18 protein-coding genes are annotated in these 20148 nt (G+C 45.4%); all 18 read right to left on the bottom strand.

What is annotated here, in order from left to right:
* Positions 1-10 precede the first annotated feature (10 nt).
* Positions 11-775 carry a type III pantothenate kinase gene (locus AC1DLM_RS22625; protein ID WP_056617913.1) on the bottom strand — a complete coding sequence of 255 codons (765 nt, stop codon included), beginning with the start codon at positions 773-775 and terminating at the stop codon, positions 11-13.
* Positions 772-1641: a carboxylating nicotinate-nucleotide diphosphorylase gene (nadC, locus tag AC1DLM_RS22620; RefSeq protein WP_441991531.1), complete on the bottom strand. Its 870-nt coding sequence runs from the start codon at positions 1639-1641 to the stop codon at positions 772-774. The genes AC1DLM_RS22625 and nadC overlap by 4 nt, the downstream gene beginning before the upstream one ends.
* 1 nt (position 1642) lies before the next feature.
* Positions 1643-3253, bottom strand: coding sequence for an L-aspartate oxidase (nadB, locus tag AC1DLM_RS22615; protein WP_441991530.1), 1611 nt, complete (start codon positions 3251-3253; stop codon positions 1643-1645).
* A gap of 130 nt (positions 3254-3383) precedes the next feature.
* A complete protein-coding gene (nadA, locus tag AC1DLM_RS22610; protein ID WP_056617922.1) occupies positions 3384-4322 on the bottom strand; it encodes a quinolinate synthase NadA in 939 nt (312 codons plus the stop codon).
* A 202-nt stretch (positions 4323-4524) separates the two neighbouring features.
* Positions 4525-6486 carry an ATP-dependent zinc metalloprotease FtsH gene (ftsH, locus tag AC1DLM_RS22605; protein ID WP_477571255.1) on the bottom strand — a complete coding sequence of 654 codons (1962 nt, stop codon included), beginning with the start codon at positions 6484-6486 and terminating at the stop codon, positions 4525-4527.
* A gap of 97 nt (positions 6487-6583) precedes the next feature.
* On the bottom strand, positions 6584-7123 hold the full coding sequence (gene hpt, locus AC1DLM_RS22600; RefSeq protein WP_441991528.1) for a hypoxanthine phosphoribosyltransferase: 540 nt from the start codon (positions 7121-7123) through the stop codon (positions 6584-6586).
* A gap of 61 nt (positions 7124-7184) precedes the next feature.
* Positions 7185-8612, bottom strand: coding sequence for a tRNA lysidine(34) synthetase TilS (gene tilS, locus AC1DLM_RS22595; RefSeq protein ID WP_477571254.1), 1428 nt, complete (start codon positions 8610-8612; stop codon positions 7185-7187).
* Positions 8613-8645: 33 nt separating this feature from the next.
* Complete coding sequence (locus AC1DLM_RS22590; RefSeq protein WP_441991526.1) at positions 8646-9551, bottom strand: protein kinase domain-containing protein; 906 nt, start codon at positions 9549-9551, stop codon at positions 8646-8648.
* A complete protein-coding gene (locus tag AC1DLM_RS22585) occupies positions 9535-10257 on the bottom strand; it encodes a vWA domain-containing protein (protein WP_477571257.1) in 723 nt (240 codons plus the stop codon). The genes AC1DLM_RS22590 and AC1DLM_RS22585 overlap by 17 nt, the downstream gene beginning before the upstream one ends.
* A 208-nt stretch (positions 10258-10465) precedes the next feature.
* On the bottom strand, positions 10466-13726 hold the full coding sequence (locus AC1DLM_RS22580; protein WP_441991525.1) for a collagen binding domain-containing protein: 3261 nt from the start codon (positions 13724-13726) through the stop codon (positions 10466-10468).
* Positions 13727-13883: 157 nt separating this feature from the next.
* The gene (locus AC1DLM_RS22575) at positions 13884-14594 is read right to left on the bottom strand and encodes a class D sortase (RefSeq protein ID WP_477571253.1); all 711 of its coding nucleotides are present in this window, start codon (positions 14592-14594) and stop codon (positions 13884-13886) included.
* 92 nt (positions 14595-14686) lie between these two features.
* The gene (gene spoIIE, locus AC1DLM_RS22570) at positions 14687-17179 is read right to left on the bottom strand and encodes a stage II sporulation protein E (RefSeq protein ID WP_477571252.1); all 2493 of its coding nucleotides are present in this window, start codon (positions 17177-17179) and stop codon (positions 14687-14689) included.
* A 342-nt stretch (positions 17180-17521) separates the two neighbouring features.
* Entirely contained in the window at positions 17522-18121 is a 600-nt protein-coding gene (locus AC1DLM_RS22565; protein WP_057313299.1) for a S1 domain-containing RNA-binding protein, read from the bottom strand.
* A 109-nt stretch (positions 18122-18230) separates the two neighbouring features.
* The gene (locus tag AC1DLM_RS22560; RefSeq protein WP_171629517.1) at positions 18231-18554 is read right to left on the bottom strand and encodes an FtsB family cell division protein; all 324 of its coding nucleotides are present in this window, start codon (positions 18552-18554) and stop codon (positions 18231-18233) included.
* Positions 18555-18569: 15 nt separating this feature from the next.
* A complete protein-coding gene (yabQ, locus tag AC1DLM_RS22555; RefSeq protein WP_477571251.1) occupies positions 18570-19145 on the bottom strand; it encodes a spore cortex biosynthesis protein YabQ in 576 nt (191 codons plus the stop codon).
* Positions 19142-19429 (bottom strand): sporulation protein YabP, encoded by a 288-nt coding sequence (yabP, locus tag AC1DLM_RS22550; RefSeq protein ID WP_056617955.1) that lies wholly within the window; start codon positions 19427-19429, stop codon positions 19142-19144. The genes yabQ and yabP overlap by 4 nt, the downstream gene beginning before the upstream one ends.
* Positions 19430-19568: 139 nt before the next feature.
* Complete coding sequence (locus AC1DLM_RS22545) at positions 19569-19832, bottom strand: RNA-binding S4 domain-containing protein (protein WP_171629519.1); 264 nt, start codon at positions 19830-19832, stop codon at positions 19569-19571.
* Positions 19832-20104: an HU family DNA-binding protein gene (locus AC1DLM_RS22540; RefSeq protein ID WP_028557378.1), complete on the bottom strand. Its 273-nt coding sequence runs from the start codon at positions 20102-20104 to the stop codon at positions 19832-19834. The genes AC1DLM_RS22545 and AC1DLM_RS22540 overlap by 1 nt, the downstream gene beginning before the upstream one ends.
* Between the last annotated feature and the right edge of the window lie 44 nt (positions 20105-20148).

Here is a 20148-nt window from a genome sequence, read left to right as displayed (position 1 = left end):
CTTAAACAACTTAAACATTTTTCTCATAAATCATTTGCAAACCTTGTAAAGTAAGCAATGGGTTGACGACTTGAATCGTCCGAGACTCACTGGAAATAAGCTCTGCCAAACCACCCGTCGCGATAACTGTTGGATTTACATTAAACTCTTGAATGACACGTCCGACGATCCCATCAACCTGGCCAACATACCCATAAATAATTCCCGCCTGCATCGCAGCAACGGTATTCCGACCCACAACACTTTTGGGCTTAACCAGCTCAATGCGGGGCAACTTCGCCGCTTTCTGATACAACGCTTCAGTGGAGATTCCAATGCCTGGCGCAATGGCGCATCCCACTAATTGCCCTGAGGAATCAATGTAATCGTACGTTGTAGCTGTCCCGAAATCGACGATAATACACGGAGCCCCATATAGCTCCAACGCCGCTACCGCATTCACGATGCGATCTGCGCCAACTTCCTTCGGATTGTCTACACGTACATTCAATCCTGTTTTGATCCCTGGTCCTACGATAAACGGCGCCCTTTTCAAGTAGTGTAAGCAGAGGTTTTCCATCGCATTCATCAACGGGGGCACGACAGATGAAATAATGACACCCTCTACTTGCGCAAAGGAAATACCCGAGTGTTGGAACAAACTGTGCAGCTGCATGCCGTACTCATCAACAGTAGCCGACCGATTCGTGCTTACCCGCCAATGATGCAAGAGCGTACGTTCTTGGTAGAGGCCGAGCACAATGTTGGTATTCCCGACATCGATAACGAGAATCATAGTGCCGTCTCCTTCCGCTCATTCAGATCTAATGAAATATCGAGCGCCGCTACCGAGTACGTCAGTCGTCCAACAGAAATCACGTCTACACCCGTTTCTGCCATTGCTTTAATTGTTTGCGGGGTGACCGAACCTGACCCTTCTACTACAATATGCGGCGCTTTGCTTTTAATTATCGAAACTGCTTCTTTCATTTGAACTGGAGCCATATTGTCCAACATGATGATATCCGCATGGGCTTGAAGCGCTTCATGAAGCTGCTCGAAATTCTCAACTTCCACCTCGATCTTCATCGTGTGGGGAATGTTCTGACGAGCTGCTTGAATAGCTTGGGTAATACCACCAGAGCCTTTGATATGATTATCTTTGATCATAACCGCATCATAGAGTCCGAAACGATGATTATAACCACCACCAACGCGTACTGCATATTTCTCAAGCAATCTGTGTCCAGGCGTTGTTTTGCGTGTGTCAACCAGTCTGGTAGGCAAGCCTTCTAAAGCAACCACAAATTCATGCGTCTTCGTGGCGATCCCCGACAATCGTTGCATCAAATTCAGACTTAACCGCTCGCCCAATAAGATACTTCGTGTATTGCCTTCCACTTCAGCTAGTATGGTCCCTTTATTAACAGACGATCCTTCGACCACTTTTGTTTCAAAATGAAGTGAAGCATCGATCACAGCAAAAACCTCCTGTGCGATGCGAAGCCCACAAACGATTCCATCTTCTTTGACGTGGATAATCCCTTTGGATACTTGTTCCAAAGGGATTGTTGTCAGAGTCGTGACATCGCCAGTGCCAATATCTTCTTCAAGCCAAAGGCGAATTTGCTTCCGAACTAATTCCATATTTATTTCTAACATATTAGATCCACTCCTCAATCCTATCTTCCCCGCGTTGGAAAACGATATGCTTCCTCCATACCAAGTCATCCCGATCCGGGAAATCTTCTCGATAGTGACCGCCGCGACTTTCCTCACGGGTTAATGCTGCTGTTGTTGTTAAAAGAGCTACGTTAAGCAAATTAGCAAACTCATACTCTTCGCGTTTGGTCATCAACGAATCAAAGATCGACAATTGTCTCGCCAATTCCTCATAACCCTTCTGCAAGCCTTTGGCAGACCGTTTGAGACCTGCGTAGCGGAGCATGACTTTCTGAAGCTTCAACTTTTTCTCTACAACGGCTTGATTCGCGATCTCCGTCCGAGGGGCTTCGGAAGCCGAACGAATCTGGATATCCCCTTGTAAGGCAGGCAACTCTTGGATACGTTCAATAATTCGACGTCCGAATACAATGGCTTCCGATAACGAGTTGCTCGCTAAACGGTTTGCACCATGTACGCCTGTAGATGAAACTTCACCACATGCGAATAGGCGACGAACTTTGGTTTCTCCGTATAGATCCGTTTTTACGCCACCCATCATATAATGCGCTGCCGGGGCAACCGGGATCCAATCGGTACTCATATCAAGTCCATAATTCAGGCAATATTCATATATCGTCGGAAAACGATGTTTAATCAATTCTTCGGATTCGTGTGTAATGTCAATGTAGACAAAAGTTGATTTACAGTTCTCCATCTCATCAACAATGGCACGTGCAACAACATCCCTTGGCGCTAGCTCCAATTGTGGATGGTAGCGCTCCATGAAGCGCTCTCCTTTGATGTTGCGCAAATAGGCGCCTTCTCCCCGCACCGCTTCGGAGATCAGAAACCGCGGTGCCCCTGGGTAGCATAGCGCTGTTGGGTGGAATTGAATAAATTCCACATCCTGAATTTGTGCGCCCGCGCGGTGGGCAATCGCAATCCCATCACCTGTAGCGATGTCCGGATTGGTTGTGTAACGGAACAGCTGTCCCGCGCCACCGGAGCAAAGGATCGTGGCATTGCCACGCACAAACACACGCTGTCCGTTTGGTTTCTGTACGAGCGCTCCGTAACATTCGCCGTCTTGGGTAATCAGGTCGATCACAAAGTGGTCGTCCCAGATTTCAATATTCGGATCTTGCTTCGTACGCTCCGAAAGAGCTCTGACAATTTCCGCGCCAGTCGCATCGCCATTGGAGTGCAATATTCGACGCTGACTATGCGCTCCTTCCTTCGTCAAAGCAAATTCCCCGTTCTCTAGATCGAACTGGGTTCCCATTCGAATCAAATCTTGAACGCCTTCTGGCCCTTCATGCACAAGAACATCAACAGCTTCTGTCGAACAGAGTCCTGCACCTGCAATCACAGTATCTTGACGGTGATATTCCGGTGAATCTTCATCTGAGATTACAGCAGCAATCCCGCCTTGCGCATAGCGTGTGTTGCTATCCAAGAGAGATTTCTTCGTTATCATGAGCACTTTCTTAGTCTCGCTGGCACGGAGCGCCGCGAATAAACCTGCTATGCCTGCGCCAATAACAATTACATCCGTATGTATATGAGGAATAGTATCTAAATCAACATCTACGAGATATCTAGGAATCATGACGTTTCACCTGTTCTCCACCATTAATACCTCGAAAAGCAACGTCAGTTCGTCCACAATTCGCCTATCGGATCGATACTAGCCTTGCTTTACGAGGGGACCTATTCACCGTACAAGAGAGTAGCGCATGCTACTTAACTTGTAACATGCGCTCTAAGGACAATCTCGCTTTATCTGCTACGTCTTCCGGTACATAAATCTCTGGTTGCATCGTCTCAAGACACTTCACGATTTTCTTCAAGTTGTTCACTTTCATATTAGGGCAAACTAAGTACTTCGTAGCAAAATGAAATTTCTTATTCGGGCTATCTAGACGCAACTGATAACCGGTTCCATCTTCCGTCCCTACGATAAACTCTTGGCAGTCGGACTCTTTGCAGTATTTAATTATCGCCGTCGTGCTGCCTACGAAGTCCCCAAGCTTCACTACTTCTGGACGACACTCAGGATGAACAACGAATTGTGCATTCGGATATTGCGCTCTCATTTCTTCTACATCTTTAACAGTCAGCATATCATGCGTGTTGCAATAGCCTTCCCAGATGATCACTTTTTTGCTTGTGAATTTTGATACATAGTCACCCAAATTTTTATCCGGTACCCAGATAATCTCATCTGAATCGACGGAATTGATGACATTGATCGCATTCGCAGAAGTACAACAAATATCGGTTTCGGACTTCACATCAGCCGAAGTATTAATATAAGCAACGACTTTGGCATTCGGATGCTGGCGTTTAAGGGCACGTAGACCTTCAACATTCACCATATCTGCCATCGGGCAACCAGCCCGTTCGTCTGGAATAATTACGGTTTTATTGGGTGCAAGAATCTTCGCGCTTTCCCCCATGAAATGAACACCACAGAATACGATGACATCCGCATCGGTTTGTGCCGCCTTCTGAGCAAGCAAAAAGGAATCTCCTCGAAAATCCGCTACCTCTTGAACTTCGTCACGCTGATAATAATGTGCAAGAATAATGGCATTCCGTTCTTTCTTCAATTGCAACAGTCGTTCTTTGAGCTCGCGGTTTTGTTCCGCTTTGCGCTCTAATGCTAAGGCTTCCATGGTGCTTCCTCCCCTATCTGGGACGTAAGAATCGTCTCAATCGTCTATCTAAAAGTAGTATGATCTAAAAGCAACAAAATTAGAGATTTACAACTAATTTACACATTCTCACATCGCCTGTCAATGCGCAAATACATTGAAAAAACTCGGAATTCCGTGCACACTGAACGTGTACAACGGATTTCCGAGTTCGCATTGCAACTTACTCTTCTGTTTGATCCGGCTTAATCTCTTTAACTTCTTTGTCTTTGTCAAATTCCAGCTTATTGCTTTCGCTAGCTTGACTTTGACCTTGAATTGTAACCTTAACATCTTCCTCATCCGTGCTAGCGTTAAGCTTGCCTTTTTCCAAGAGTTCGATGATTTCGTCTTTATCCAATGTTTCTTTCTCTAGCAATGTTTTGGCAACAAGGTGGATCTGATCCGCATGCTCCGTAAGAATTGTGCGTGCACGTTCGTAGCACGTACGAATAAAGCTTTGCATTTCTTGATCGATCTCGTAAGCAATCGCATCACTATAATTCTGCTCGTGTCCGATATCGCGGCCCAAGAATACTTGACCTTGGGAGCTGCCGAACTGCATCGGTCCAAGCTTATCGCTCATCCCGTATTCCATAATCATGCGACGAACGATTCCCGTTGCTTTCTGGAAGTCGCTGTATGCCCCTGTGCCAATTTCTCCGATGAACAATTCTTCGGAAACACGACCACCCAAGAGTCCAGTTACTTTATCCAGCAGCTCGTTCTTCGTTTGCATCATGCGATCTTCGCCTTCTTTAGGCAGCATCATCACATATCCGCCAGCGCGTCCGCGAGGTACGATCGTAACCTTGTGAACCATGTCCGCATTCTCCGCATGATAACCGATAATCGCATGACCCGCTTCGTGGTACGCTACGATACGTTTCTCAGCATCAGAGATGATACGGCTTTTCTTCTGTGTACCTACGATAATACGATCAAAGGCTTCTTCAACTTCCGCCATCGAAATATCTTTACGGTTACGACGAGCTGCAATCAAAGCTGCTTCATTCAACAAGTTCTCAAGATCAGCACCCGTAAACCCAGTTGTATAACGTGAAAGTGAATCTAGCTTCACATCTTTAGCAAGCGGTTTGTTACGCGCATGAACTTTCAATACAGCTTCACGGCCTTTGATATCCGGACGATCTACCGTGATTTGACGGTCGAAACGGCCTRGACGCAATAAGGCAGGGTCTAGAATATCAGGGCGGTTCGTTGCTGCTACGATGATAATACCTTCGTTCGCGCCAAATCCGTCCATTTCAACAAGCAATTGGTTGAGTGTTTGCTCACGCTCATCATGTCCGCCGCCTAAACCAGCGCCACGTTGGCGACCAACCGCATCGATTTCATCGATAAAGATAATACAAGGTGAATTCTTCTTCGCATTCTCGAACAAGTCACGAACACGGGATGCGCCGACACCGACGAACATCTCAACAAAGTCAGAACCGGAGATACTGAAGAAAGGAACGCCTGCTTCACCGGCAACAGCACGAGCAAGTAGCGTTTTACCTGTTCCTGGAGGACCATTCAATAGAACACCCTTAGGAATTCTAGCGCCAACTGCTGCGAATTTACGAGGATCCTTAAGGAATTCAACAACCTCGATTAATTCTTGCTTCTCTTCATCCGCACCTGCCACATCTTCAAATGTGACACGTTTCTTCTCCTCATTATACAGGCGCGCACGGCTCTTGCCGAAGTTCATTACTTTACCGCCGCCGCCTTGCGCTTGATTCAATAAGAAGAAGAACAAAATGAAGATAATGACGAATGGAATAATGGACGTAAGAAAGCTAATCCAAACGCTATCGCGTTCCATCGGCCCGTACTCTTCCGAAGGTACGCCGTTCGCTTCAATCATTTGTACAACTAACGGCTCATAAGGAGCATGTGTTTCAAAGCTCTTCTTATCCGCGCCATTAGGCGGGTTAATATACTTACCCTTAATCGAATAGGTATACCCATCGAACTTTAACACTACGGACTCTACATTTTTGTTTACAACTGCTTGTCGGAATTTATCGTAAGTGATTAACTCCTTCTGTTCATTCTGGGTACTGATGAAATGAACGATCCCCACGGTAACCAAAAATATAAGCAAATAAAAGCCGGTATTCCGGATAATTCGATTCATAACGAGCCTCCTCTCAAACGGCACACAATTATTATTTTACCACACTCCGGTAAAGCGCTACAACTTTAGTGCCTTAGTGCGCCTACGGAACATGACACTAGCTCGAGTAGATCTCTGGTTTCAATATGCCGATAAATGGAAGGTTACGATACTTCTCTGCATAATCCAGACCATATCCGACAACGAACTCATCGGGTAGCACATAACCCGCATAATCAGGTTCAAGCTCTACCGTTCTGCGTGCCGGTTTATTAAACAGCGCAACAACCGAGATTGTCTTAGCATTGCGACGTTCTAGCACATCTATCAGATAACTTAGCGTTAACCCACTATCGATAATATCTTCCACGATCAGGATATGACGCCCTTCCACGGGTACATCAAGATCTTTGATAATTTTAACGACTCCCGAGGATTTCGTGGATTGACCGTAGCTGGATACCGCCATAAAATCAAGTTCCAAAGGTACTCTAATTTGCTTTACAAGATCCGCCATAAAAATAAAAGCGCCCTTCAGTACACAAATAACCAATGGATTCTTACCTTCGTAATCAGCGGAAAGCAATTCCCCTAATTCTTTGATCTTGCCTTGAATTTGTTCTTCACTGTAAAGTACTTCTTGAATGTCGCTGTACAAGGATGAACCCCCTAGATTATATTATGAATCCTTATAAATTTACATTCTAGAAGAACGAAATTTACGTATGTTCCTGCAGCACTAGCTTCATATGAAGCACACGTTCTGTGTCTGGTCCGACCAAAGCGTGTTTGGACCTACGAAATCCAGCAATCCAGAGAATTCGTCCGGATGCGTCGACCAGTAGTGGGATGACCTCACGCCGAGTTAGTGGCATTTTGGCATCAATGAACATATCCTTTACCTTTTTGGACCCGTTTAAACCAAGAGGTTCCAATCGGTCTCCCGATCTGCGGCTTCTCAAACAAAGCGGCAATTCTACCTGGTCTACATCCAAAAATACGTCGCCATTATGGTCTGGTGATGAAGCAGCTGTCTCATACGCGCTTAAAGGCATCCATGAGTAGATCAATTTGGCGTTCATGTCCGGCAGGTCCAGCTCATTCGATGCTAACCGGATCTCATAAGCATAAGGCTTAGGATCTGGTGCAAGGGTCTGAAATTGAATAGATCCATATTCTCTCACAATATAAATCTGTTCATCCACTTGGAGGACTTGATTCGACATCTGATCTTTAATCATTAACTCACGCACGCGCTCAATTCGTGTAAATACCAGCCGTTCCCTTTCCAAACAAAGACAGTTTAATATTAATTTAATCAAACGCCTTTGTAAAGCAACGTGAAGCTCGGCGAAATCACTCCGATTCAAGCGGCAGATGTTCGACTGAAATGTCACGATTCGGCGAAAAACCTTATCCGTTTCTGCATCCAAATAATCATTCTCAGCTTGCATCACATCCGTCAATCGATTGAGTGACTCTGGAAGTTGTTCATTATACTGTTTCAGCATTGGCATAAGATCTAGCCGAATCCGATTGCGGAAATACTTCCGCAGCTCATTGCTGCTGTCCTTACAATAGGTAATTTCGTGCTGAGCGCAATAATTCACAATATCTGATTTGTATATACGTAAAAAAGGACGAATCAGTTCCACTTTTTTTTCGCGCCTTCGTTCCGGCATGCCAACTAGCCCCGATGGACCTGTCCCACGCAAGATTCGCATCAACATCGTTTCAGCTTGGTCATCGGCATGATGGGCCAAAGCGATCCGTTGTGCACCGTACCGCTCAGCGACTCCATGGAGAAATTCATATCTTTTCTCGCGCGCTGCCGCTTGCCCATTTAAGGAAGCCTCCTCTATATAAGCAGGAACATCGATAACACCAATTTCACAAGGAAGGGCCAGCCCTGCCGCAAGCTCCGCAACGAAATCTGCTTCCGCATCCGATTCCACGCCCCTGAATTGATGATTCACATGGGCAACCACGATCGTCCACTGGTGGGTATTTGCAAGACGAAAAAGGACATGCAACAGCGCCACTGAATCAGGTCCCCCTGAAACCGCGACGACGATCACATCCCCTGCATCTGCAAGCTTTTCTTCCTCAATTCGTCGTTCCACTTTGGTAACAAGATCCGTATCCATCTCGCATTCCTTTCGGCCTTTTCTTCCCCTGCGCTACCAATACATATATATCGTTGCTCCACAAATAAAAATAGATGCAGCAAAACATATTTTAAGCCATGGCATTTTCAGCGTCGACTGTGCGACCTTCTTACCTGCAATCAGCTTTTTCCATTCCACAATCGCTTCTTCCGACGTATTAAACTCGCCGCGCAAAGCTTTATTCAGAAAAGGTGCCAACTGAGCAGCAACTGGATTTTCCCGCATTATTGACGTTAATTGATCTAACTCTCGGTTTTGAGGGAGAGTTTTGATAAAGCCAGCGAAGCGTTTGCGGTGATCTAGTGTTTTTAATAGTAAAATAGCAAATGAAAATAGATCGTAACTTTCCTCCGCAACCCGCTCCCCCATATTCCAAAACCCACGATCGTAGACTTCTGTTAATTGTTTAATCGCTCGTCCCTTGGGTGATACGCCCCCGAAATCAATGAGGTCCACATCGCCATAGTTAGAAACAATCATATTCTCGACCTTCAAGTCTCCAAATACATACCCACTCCTGTGGATTTCAGTGAGCTTCCGCAATAGGTTCGTGCCGATCACATATATCCAGTCTTGACTCCGCTTATGTATAAATTCAGAAAGAGTCACTCCCTCAATATATCGCATGACATAGAAGGAGATTCCTTTCCCTTGAACCATCATATCATCTGAATCAATCAAAAAGTTCTTAAAAGAATTCTCTTTCATTGAAATAGCAAGTAAGGAATTGATCTCTGACTGATGGTCAACCGTTTCATATCCAGCTTTAAGCGCAAATCTAGCGTTTCCCCTTCGAACAAGAGCAACAATGCCATTGGAGCCTGCACCTAATAAGCGTTCGACCACATACACGTGGCCATTCCACTTCCCCTTAATTACAGCCCCTGGGCGAAAGGCCTCATCATACCACGTAGTCACTCAGCATCCCTTCCTCAGTCGTCTTTGGTGAGAAAGGCTTCTCTGTCACGAACTGCAACGTTTGCAGCAATGCTGGACCGGTTGGTGTCGTACCCTTCATGTTTATTTTATAGAACATCTTGTCGACATTTGCAAGCTGATTCGTCCAACCATGATCCATTTCTAGTTCCTGATCACTCGATTTGGCAGATGGAAAATGGAATACAGCAAGCTCGCTCACGCCACTTCGGGCTCTTAAACTAAGCAAAAGGTCATGAATCGCTTCACGTACCGCGGCAAGCTTCGGCTTCATACTAGCACTTGCATCTATTAAAAGAGCAACACGTAGCGACGTGGTTTCACTCATATTATCAATAACTTGTACGACTTCAGCTCGCTTCTCTGGTGGCAATTGCTCTAATTGTGAAATCCCCAATATACTTTGCAGTTCCTTGCCCACAGCATGCTGGATGGTTGCATTAACGGTTTTCCGAGTCATCATTTGCACGGTATGCGATAGTTGTTCGGAATTAACAATCCGACTCATGCCACCGCCTGCTGCTGCAATCTCTCGAATCTCTTCTGAGCCAAGCACGCCTAACTCCCCATGATCAATCACACCAATGACATTCACAGCAACACCCTCTGCTTGTGCTTGTGCCGCTGCTATCACGGGACTTACGCCAACATTGGAACAACCATCTGTAATTAATAAAATTTGTTTCATCATAATCTTCTGCCTCCCTGACCGATAAGATTCGCTCTCTAGTAGTTTCATATCCTAGTTTTTCCATTTGTGAGAGTGTCTAATCATCTTGCAGGTAGGGATTACGAAAGGTATTTACTCGATTTTATCCTATAAAGCATATGTTAAGAACCAAATAAGCAGGGGGCATCCCCCTGCTTATTTGTAGCGTTAGTCAATCGCGATTAAGTTAGCGTCTCCTCCGAACTTTCCTTCCTAACATCATACCAAACAGCACGAAAGTTAAGCCAGCAAGCTTGACATAGAGATGGCTAGACTCACCCGTTACCGGCAATGTTGCAGGCTCCATAGTGGGAAGAGCCACCACACCAGGAGCGGAAGGTTTAGGTGACGGCACCGTCGCAGCCGGTGGTGAAGGCTTAGATGACGGCGTAATAGAAGGACTTGGTGTTATACTTGGTGTCGGTGTCGGTGTTGATGATGGTGTCGATGTTGGCGGTGGTGTCGGTGTCGATGTTGGCGGCGATGTTGGTGTTGGTGTCGATGCTGGCGTTTTGCTATTCGTATACGTCACCTTTTTATTCTCTGCCGGTTGTAGTGTAAATGGATGCTCACTTCCATCTAGAGTATACCCACTTGGTGCTGTGGTTTCCTTAATCACATAGTCTCCTGCAAGCAAGCCTCGGAAAAAGGCAATACCTGCTTCATTCGTCGTTTGCGTTTGAATTAAATTCTTCGTTTCACCAGACTTCCGGTAAAGCTCATAGATTGCTCCACTTAGAGGTAACTCTTTGTTAGAAGAATCTACCTTTTTCACTTCTAAGGACCCGCGGACACCATTTCCTGTGCCTGAACCCGAGGATACGCCTACCACAATGTCTGTGACGGTTTCTTTTGTAATCGTTTGTACATTATTTCCGCTGAAACTGACAGCATTGGTGATAGATTCCTGATCGCGGGCCGCTATGACAGATTGATATTCCAACACAAAAGCTGTCGAGATCAGACTCTTGAATTTTAAACGGAACGTCTGATTCCCTGTTGCATCTGTTTGAATATCAACGGTGTAGCCAACTCCCTTTACTAATTCAATGTCCTTGGTTAAATCACCATTGGCAGCTGCCTTCATACTGAACAAATGAAATGAATCCGACAGTAACACTTGATTGCTAGATGGCGTATCGAATATTTCCGCATCGGTTAGCTTCGATTGCCCCTGATTAACGGTAATCTGCCAGTTGATCTTATCACCGTTCTGTGAACCGTTCTTGCTCACGTATTCCCCACCATGAGGGATATTAACAGCTGCTGTAAGATCTTTAGACACTTGGGTTGAGCCATCAAATAGCTTCGCTGTATTCAACACCCGATTGGTTATCAACTGGTTCTCTAAGCTTGTAATAAAATCGATCGTATAAGCCTCTGAAATGGGGTCAAGAAAAGTAATGATAAGTTTTTTCTGAGGCGTAACCTCATAGTGGTACTTTGCAGGATCCACCAAATCACCTAGCGAATGGCCTCCGCTTGGAGCGATGAGCATTTTATGAATAACTAACGAGTTTTCAAGCAGGGTCTGACCAGACTCCAACATATCTTCAATTTTGGCTTCGGAAATGCTTTTGCCATTGTAATTAATCCCTACACTCCAAGTGATTTGTTTATTCACTGCGTTATAAGTACCGCTTTTAAATCCATTTTTCTTCACTTCGTTGTAGGGATTGAACTCCGCTGTCACTGTCTTCGTATGCGCTTGCTCTTGTCTAATCCAGTCGATTGTCGCCTGATTGGTGAATACATTTGCACTGCCCAATGGAAGTGCTAACTCAAGGTTGAACGCAGTATCATAAGTAATTTGTATAGGCTGAGAAATCGGATCGGTAAATGTCAGGGTGAATCCAACATCTGCGCCAATACTGCTATCAAGGGTGTAGTCTGCTGGACTAGTAAGGATAACATTCCCTTTCTTTACGACTAAGGAGTCTGGTATCAACCGTAGTCCCTTACTAGGAAATGTATCTGTTACAACGACGTGATCCATTTCCTGACTGTCACCATTAATGACGATTTGCCATCCCACTATCTTCGATTGATAGTTAACATCACCTCTCGTCTTTACAATACCAACTTGCGTATATGGCTTGGTAGCCGTAGTGCTGCTATTTTCTCCTGTGCTTACCTTATTAGTAAGAATTCCATCCTCATATATGGGACCTGTTGCTTTCGTTTTATAGATGATTTTATACGCAGAAGAGATGTCTTCTAGAAATTGCAATTTAAAGCCTGTTTTCCCCTCTCCCGTAAGTAAGGAAACCGTATATTTATCCGTTGGCACTTCGCCGGCGAGTGTTGGTACACCACTGCTGTTCAATGTCACCTTATATACATGAATTGTTCCTCCCACCAACTGATGAATATTATCAAATAAATCAGTTAGTACGGCCTCAGATTGAGAGATCCCCTCTTCTCCAGCGTTATATAAGATAGCCCATTCCATGGTCTGAGTTATTGGATCATACTTCGTCGCTTCCTTCATCAGCATGTTCCCACGTGATACACTAACTGTTGAAGAAGCTTGAACAGGTTCCTTGTTAGATCCAGAGAAACTGGCTGTATTCGTGAAGGAAGTCTTGAACATATCTGTAATTGGTGTTGAAAATTGAATACGATATGCAGACGTTATTGGACTCTCCGTAAACTGAACACGAAGAACCCCACCCTCGGTACTCACCGCATAGCTGCTACTGTCCAATTTCACCCCTTGTATGACCGTCCCATCGAGTTGCACATTTAATTGATAAACGGCAACCGTCACAGGAACAGCTAATCCCTGGATAATCGGATCCGTAACAACGGCATCCTGAACAGTATCCAACGTCTTGTTCACATCCACTGTCCAATCAATCGACTTCGCATTATAACTTAGAGGAGCACCAGATTTACTAATCGTTGAATCTACGTTAGGCTTGAACTTTATGGTAAATATTTGATCGCCGCTACGTATTGGAATCACAATCGTTTGTTCCGTAGTCCCTGTAATTTGACTCTTATTGAATTGCGTAAGGAAGCTCAACGTTCCCTTCAAATCATCATGACTCTCAATAAACTCGTTAAATGTAATCACCACATGATGACTATCTTTATCGGCATGGAAATTCCCTACTGTTGAACTGTTATCTATGACAAGGGCACCGCTTACATTGTTGAATAACACAAACTCCTGCGGCAGCGTAAAAGTAAATGTATCTCCGTTATGATAGCCATGACCATTTGGCAAAGACCAGGTGTAATCCAGCTTCGCTTGTGCATTCTGGTCATACACATTACCCGTTACAACTTGACCGTTACTATCGTATACCGCTAATGTAACACTATCTAGGATGCTGCCCGATATCTCAGTTGCATTCACCTGGCTTGAAAGGGTAATCCCATAAAGGCATTGCATAAACATCAAGAGCGCAATTAGCATAGCCTTCGTTTGTTTCTTCACCATCTTTGTTTAGACCTCCATTTCAGGTATGTACCTTGTCATAGGCAAGAAAAGTACTCTCAAAAAGGTTATGATACAAATTGTATCATATTGAACAACGAAAAATATAGCATGTATTGAAAATATGTCATTTCCATCCTTTCTATACGTGAACTTCTAACTATTCAACTAATTTCCCTTTCACAATAAGGCGATGCGTCGGGTCCACCATGGGATCACACGTAATTAATGTAATTTCCCGATTGCTATCTTTGCTTTGCAAGACCCACACATCCGTAGGTAGAACATATAACTTTTCCTCTACACGGTAAACGAATTTGCTACTCCCTGTATCTACTTCTATTACATCACCAGGGACAACTTCATCTAAGCGATTAAAATTCTTACCGTACGTCAAATTCCGATGCCCAGCAATCGCATAATTACCTATTGCGCCAGCTTTTCCTGTATTCGCAATACTAGCAACTGCGATTTTCATATTATCCATGGTCGCACCAGATAGAATGGGGAGTTTCAAATCAATTTTATCAATAGTTAGAACCCCTTCCATGTTCTTTAGTTTCGCAGGGGGAGGCTTTGCTGTCGCCGCAACCTTCACAACCGTGTCGCTCATGCTTGTGGGCTTTGCGGATTCAGACACCAATGGCTCGTTGGGCAATACACTTGCATCTGCTGAGGAAGTCACGTCACCCCCAACGGGTGAATTCGAAACTCCTGCGGCAAGTACCTCCTCATTTTCCTCTCCAATTAACTGATCCATTCCTTGCATATTGTCTTGCCATTGCTTCAAAATCTGATGTTGTTGATAACTTTCATATCGATCATTTATCGTGGGATACAGAAACAGACATACACCCAGAAGTATGAGCAATATGGCAAACATCCTCCTGATCATTCAGCTAACCGCCCTTCTCGACTGAAAAACCGCGCCGGCAAATGAGCCGGCACGGCTTATTAGAACCTTTAACTAACTGTTTTCGGACGCTCCATACGTGTAATACCCGGCCAACGGAACGTTGCCCACTCCGGCTGCCGCTTCTCAATACGTGCTACAACAACCGTCATATCATCCTGAATTTCCCCATGATGATGACGGAAAATACGCTCCAATAAGCAATCCGCGAAATCCTGCGGTAACGTCGTATCAATTTCCTGAATCATCCGCTTCATCCACATCTCCTTGTTCACAGCATGGCCCGGGGCATCAAAGATACCATCGGTCATCATGACTAGGATATCTCCTGATTGCAACGGAATGGAGACCAGATCAACATCAATCTCGCTCAAGATGCCTACCGGCAAATTGTTTGCCGAGATCGGGATAACCTCCGTGCCGCGCTTAATAAAGCTTGGTGTAGAGCCGATCTTCATGAATGTCGTATTAGCATTGTACATATCGATCAAGGCCATATCCACCGTGGCGTACATCTCATCCGATGAACGCAGCATCAACACCGAGTTCAGCGACTTGATCGCCAACTTCTCGTCCATGCCCGACTGCAGCAGCTGCTGCAGGATGCTAAGCGCCGTCTCGCTCTCCGCGCGGGCTCGCTCGCCATTCCCCATGCCGTCGCTCAGCGCAACGGCATACTTGCCATTGCCCAGCTCCACCGTGGAGTAGCTGTCGCCCGAGAAGAGATCGCCTCCCTTGGCAGCGCCGGCGACTCCGGTTTCCACCTCGTATTCCTTGGCGGAGCCGAATACGACCGTGCTGTAGCCCTCGCCGCGCGTGTGCATTTCCTCACGCATCACGGCGACATTCTCGCCGATGATTTCGCTCAGAAGCGGCGCGATGATCTTACGACATTCATCGAATCCCTTCGTATATTGATGGATGATTTCGATTTCGATGTTGCCTTCGTCTAAGGAAATCACATCGATGGTATGAATAGATAAGCCCAGCTCCTCTAGGGCATTACGAATTTGCTCTTCTTGGAGGAACAACTCCTGTCCTTCCCTTTTAATTTCCTTCGCTAAGTCTTCCATGACCTGCGAAACTCCTGATAGTTGGTCGGCAACAAGGTGCCGGCTATCGATGATCTGCTTTTTCCAATGCCTGTCATTCTTATATAGACTATATTGCTGCTTCATTACATCTAGCACTTGTTCCGTACGAATGCACACCTTCTTCCACTCAGGCGGAATCTGTTTCTTCGTCATACTCTCCTTCGTCTCGATTTGGCTCATCATATCCGTCATATACGTATAAGTCTGATAGAATTTCTGATCCCAGCACTGGCTCTTCTTCCAACAAGACTCACACGCCTTCTGGGTGACAGCATTCATGAAATGTCCGACATCTTCCTCCTTACGACTCACTTCATCTTCCGTCGTTAGCTGTTTAAAGCTGCGCGCCAACTGGCGGAACACCTCAGAGAACTGCTCTACGCGTCCAGCCGTCACATCCCGCACACGCTTCGCGTAATCCTGCTGCGATTTCAGATTCTCTTGGGTACCAGGCACATACTTAGCAAGCATGAGAATCACGCTGCGCGGCGTAAGCAGGAACAGGGCAACAGCCGCAAGAGATTCCCACGCCGAATTGATCATATCCACACTAGAACCCATATAGAAAGATAGAATAGATGATCCAATCAGCATCCCAAACGCAACCATCAAGCGATTCCCCTCTTTAAGGAGACCTGCAAGCATACCAGAGAAAGCAAGCAAACTCATCTGATAAATCGCATTGCTATTCGCAAGACTCAGGATAAGCCCCGTAACAACACCGACGGATGCCCCGAACGGTGCTCCTCCTACCAACGCAAACAGGAGTATCAAATAACGAGATAGCACATGCTCTATCGTGACAGGACCCACAAGCCAACCAACCGTACCCGTCATGACCGAAGCCAGTAAAATAATTAAACAAATAATCTCCTCATGTTTCAGATGATAGTTCTTGCGGGTAAGTGTAAATACAGGGATCGCTTGAATGAAAATGAGCGTCAGCACCAAACTTAGCAACGCTTCAACGGCAATCATCATCAAGGAGTACCACGTCAAGTTAGAAACAACCAACTCCGCAAAGAGCTGTACGAGGAACGTTGAGCTGAATACGAGGATCGGAGCTAACGAAACGTCAGATCGTTCATATTTCTCAAGTGCCTTCTGGATCCCTAGGAAGATAATAATTTCTGTCACCAGATAACCGGTGTTTCCATTCACTGCGAGCAAGCTACCTGCAAATGCAGCAATACCCACCCAATGCAAGATATCCTTTCTTGTAAAATAGATGACTGCGACAAACGCCAAAGCAAATGGTGATAACTGTTCCAGAATCATCGCCCGACCGAGCAAGAAGCCCATAACGATGAGCAGTAACGACCACTTCTTAGCAACAAAAGCTTGTACCCATCGATTCTCCACAGCTGCACTGTGAACGCCTACTTTTGTTTTCTGCCAAATTCCCGACCATCCGCTACCCATCACCGCGCCTAAGCTTCGTCTTTGCATATTCTCGAACACCATCCATTTCTTCCMTTATTTGTTACTCTAGTATAGAGACAATCTAGCAGAAAGTTTGTCAGAATGAGTTGATAGATTCAAAAAAATTTCCGACATGTCCCGATGTCTTTGTCAACAGGTCCCAGCCCTTGCCTGCTCTGGGTTCCTTATACTGAAAACGTTTCCAGAAGTCTGAATACCTCGAAACTTCGACCTGCATATGAGGGAGATACCCGTAACTCCATGTCGATTGATTCGCATTGTTTTTGCCGGACTTGTCGCACATGAGTCATGTATGACAAAGAAAAAACCACATTCGCCGGAGCGAATGTGGTTCATCATCTGCATCTATTAGTCTCTTCTTCCGCCTCGGCCACCGCGTTTGGACTCGGTGTTCTTCTTCAAGGACGAAATCCGCTCTTCACTATCTTTTAGGAAACGAGATACTTTATCTTCGAACGAAAACGGTCTAGCTCCGCCCTGCTGCTTGTTAAAGCCGCCGCGACCACCACCGCCGCCGCCACGATTGAAGCCACCGCCGCCACCTGGACGACCGCCACTACCACCTTGACCACCGCTTGGAGGACCACTACGGTCTCCACCGCTGCTTGGACGACCACCTTGGTAACCGCCGCTTGGACGATCTCCACTAGGACGACCTTGATAGCTGCTGCCACCTGTACGTTCAGGACGAGCTGGTCTTTCCTCAACTGGCTTGTCAATCGTTTGCTTGATCGACAGTCCGATCTTGCCATCCTTGTCCACGTTAATTACTTTGACCGTTACCTTGTCTTCCAACTTCAAGTGGTCATTAACGTCCTTCACATAATTGTCCGCGATCTCCGAAATGTGAACAAGACCGGTAACTCCTTCAGCAAGCTCGACGAATGCTCCAAAGTGAGTAATCCCCGTCACTCTTCCCTCTAACTTGGTGCCAACTTCAATTGCCATAAAGTAAAATGTTCCTCCCTTAAAATGTTGAAAACACTGGCTACGCCGATTATAACCGATGCAGAAACCACGGTCAACACGGCATTAGCCACTTCTTCATAACGTTTCTTTATTGCGACTTCGAGACACTTAATGGCGTCTCTCCCGTTTTACTGTAATGAAAGTCTCGGCGAATGATCTGATCCAAATATTCGTCGTTATGCAGCCGTGCGATTTCCTTCGTCGTGAGGGCATTTATCTTATGTGCTTCGACGAGTTGTTGTTCCATATTCGCTACGACACTTTTCTTCTCGTGCAGCTTGGCGAACTGCCCCCAGATGTTAACAGCAGCCCAGCTCAGAAAACATAAGACAATGATCAAAAGGATACGCAGTCTTCGCTTCGAGCCTTCCCGACTGATGCGCTTGGTTGAAACGGTTGCTTGAGCATGCATGAATAGGAAATCCTCCTACTTCGAGAATATCCTGCGATAAAGCGCAATGATGCGTCCCTTCAGTTTCTTCAACCAGTCAGGGATCACCAAGTACTTATGCACAGGCTTAGTCATCCAGAGGAATAATCTCCACATAGGATAGAGCAATTGTAGCACAATTCTGTAAAGGAATATAGCTACCGCTAGCAAAAAGCCTAAAATTATCACCGTTAGACGATATATGCCAATTATCGGTTTAATGATGATAATTTCGACAGTCCTCATAAGGAAGCGGTAAATCGCCACAATAATTCGTATGAGAATGAGCGTTATTCGAATGACTAGCGAACTAAGAAGAGCGAAATAGAAGCAAATTCCGATCCCCATTCCAAGGAAAATAAAAATACGAACTTGTCCTTCATTACTGTAAATAAGCATCTTGAACACMAGGATTATCGCCACAATCCAATAGATACTATCTACAATTGGGATGGTCCATCGTGGCAACCGCAGCTTGCCCGAGAGCACATGAAAAATATCGAACAGAGCCCCTATGCAAATTCCACTCAGGAACATCATGAAAATCGTCTGAAATTGAACGTGAAGCGTCACTTAAATAGCTTACCAAGAAACCCTTTGGATTTCTCCTGGGTATTCCCGTCCACATAGGCTAATTCATGAATAATACCTTCAATGGCGACTAATCCTTGCTCCAAGCTCAAGTTCTTGATGTGCAAATTTTGCCCCTTAATCATCAAGTAGCCCATTTCCGTTTCTAGGAGGAATTCTTCGCTATCAAAACTTTCTACGTTCAAAACTCCTGATATTTCCAAGAGCTTGCGATTCAGCATCTTAATTTCTTGCCTTTTATTGCTGTTTTTCACAGGTTCAATCATGGCCTGTACCCCTCCTTCACCTAATCTTACGATATGGGAGGATGTCCTTTTTTAGAACCAAGCCTTGCATCTTATGCCTACAAAAAAAGCAGCCTGAAATCCCCTCTGCAGGAATCCCAGGCTACTTCATCGTTATGCGTTATTCGGATTGGAGGGGCTCTTCCTTCAGCAGCGTGTACATCTGCGCAGCGTCTTCCTTACGGGTCGACTCTGTCAAAAGTTCAACGCGAATCGTCACTTTCTTTTGACCGAACTGAATGGATAACTCATCTCCAACTTTCACATGCGTACTCGCTTTAGCGTCCCTACCGTTAATCCACACGCGTCCTTGGTCGGACACATCCTTTGCAACTGTACGGCGTTTGATCAGACGAGATACTTTGAGAAATTTATCGATACGCATTATTTTACAGCATCTTTAAGCTTGTTGCCCGCTTTGAAAGCAGGAACATTGGATTCTGCGATTTCGATTGGGTTACCCGTTTGCGGGTTGCGACCTGTACGGCCAGAACGCTTACGAGTTTCAAATGTACCGAAACCGATCAATTGTACTTTATCTCCGGATGAAAGAGCGTCTGTCACTTCACCAAGGAATCCGTTAAGGACAACTTCTACGTCTTTCTTAGTAAGTCCGCTTTTTTCAGCGATGTTGTTGATCAAGTCTGTTTTGTTCATGTGTTTTCTTTACCTCCCAAAATGTTTGAAGATCAGGTCTTCTA

It is taken from the genome of Paenibacillus sp. 01T442, from assembly GCF_056398345.1.
Note: the sequence above shows the minus strand (reverse complement) of the source record. Positions and strands in the feature narration are given on the sequence as shown.